Source organism: Gordonia sp. i37 (genome assembly GCF_002043085.1).
Classification (GTDB): domain Bacteria; phylum Actinomycetota; class Actinomycetes; order Mycobacteriales; family Mycobacteriaceae; genus Gordonia; species Gordonia polyisoprenivorans.
Genome location: NZ_MVPX01000180.1, coordinates 1 through 1,149, shown reverse-complemented (window position 1 = coordinate 1,149; position 1,149 = coordinate 1). Strand labels below are relative to the sequence as shown.

General features: G+C 69.2%; 2 protein-coding genes. Both read left to right on the top strand.

From position 1 onward, the window contains the following. Window positions 1–785 (top strand): PTS fructose transporter subunit IIC (locus B1964_RS08890; RefSeq protein WP_139765675.1); only part of this gene is annotated, 785 nt, incomplete at its 5' end. Window positions 786–973: 188 nt separating this feature from the next. Then, a partial coding sequence (locus tag B1964_RS08885) for an HPr family phosphocarrier protein (RefSeq protein WP_079929530.1) occupies window positions 974–1,149 on the top strand: 176 nt, incomplete at its 3' end.

Below are 1,149 nucleotides of genomic sequence, written 5' to 3'. Positions count from 1 at the left end.
GCCCCAGCTTCATCGGCGGCCTGATCGGCGGCCTCGCGGCCGGCGTCGTCTGCCTGGCCATCTCGCGACTTCCGTTGCCGCAGTGGGCGCGTGGCCTGATGCCGGTGGTGATCATCCCGCTCTTCGGCAGCCTTGTCATCGGTGCGGTGATGTTCATGTTCCTCGGCAGGCCGCTGGCGTGGCTCACCACCGAGATGAACAACGGCCTCAGCAGCATGACCGGTGGCTCGGCGATCATCCTGGGCATCGTGCTGGGCCTGATGATGTGCTTCGACCTCGGCGGCCCGGTGAACAAGGCGGCCTACCTGTTCGCCACCACCGGCCTCGCTGTCGGCGGCTCGGCGCAGCTGGAGATCATGGCCGCGGTCATGTGTGCCGGCATGGTCCCGCCGCTGGCGATGGCCCTGGCGTCCACGGTCCTGCGTCCGCAGCTGTTCACCGAACCCGAGCGTGAGAACGGCAAGGCCGCTTGGCTTCTCGGCGCCTCGTTCATTTCCGAGGGTGCCATCCCGTTCGCCGCGACCGATCCGCTGCGGGTGATCCCGTCGATGATGGCCGGTGGCGCTCTGTCCGGCGCGCTGATCATGGCGCTCGGTGTCGAACTGCGCGCCCCGCACGGCGGTGTGTTCGTCTTCTTCGCCATGAACGCCTGGTGGTGGTTCCTCGTCGCTCTCGCCGCGGGCACCGTTCTCTCCGCGCTGTGCGTCATCGCCGCCAAGCAGTGGGGCCGCAACCGTGACCGCACCGCCGTCGCGACCACCCCGCGGGAGGCCGTCCCCGCCTGATGGCGCGGTTCGCCCACCTCGACCGACCGCCGCGGGCACAATCGAAGATCCCGCCCGCGAACGGTCCGTCCCTCACCACCGATCCCATCCGATTCGATCCCATCCGCGTACATCCCATCCGCGTACATCCCATCCGCGTACATCCCATCCGCGTACATGCCATCCGAACAGGTCAAGGAGAATCCATCATGCCCAGCACCACCGTCGCCGTCGGCTCCGCCGTCGGACTGCACGCCCGCCCCGCGACGATCATCGCCGAGGCCGCAGCCGACGCCGGCGGCCTGATCACCCTGGCCGTCGAGGGCGGCGAGCCGGTCGACGCCGGATCGGCGCTGATGATCATGACGCTCGGCGCCGAGAAGGG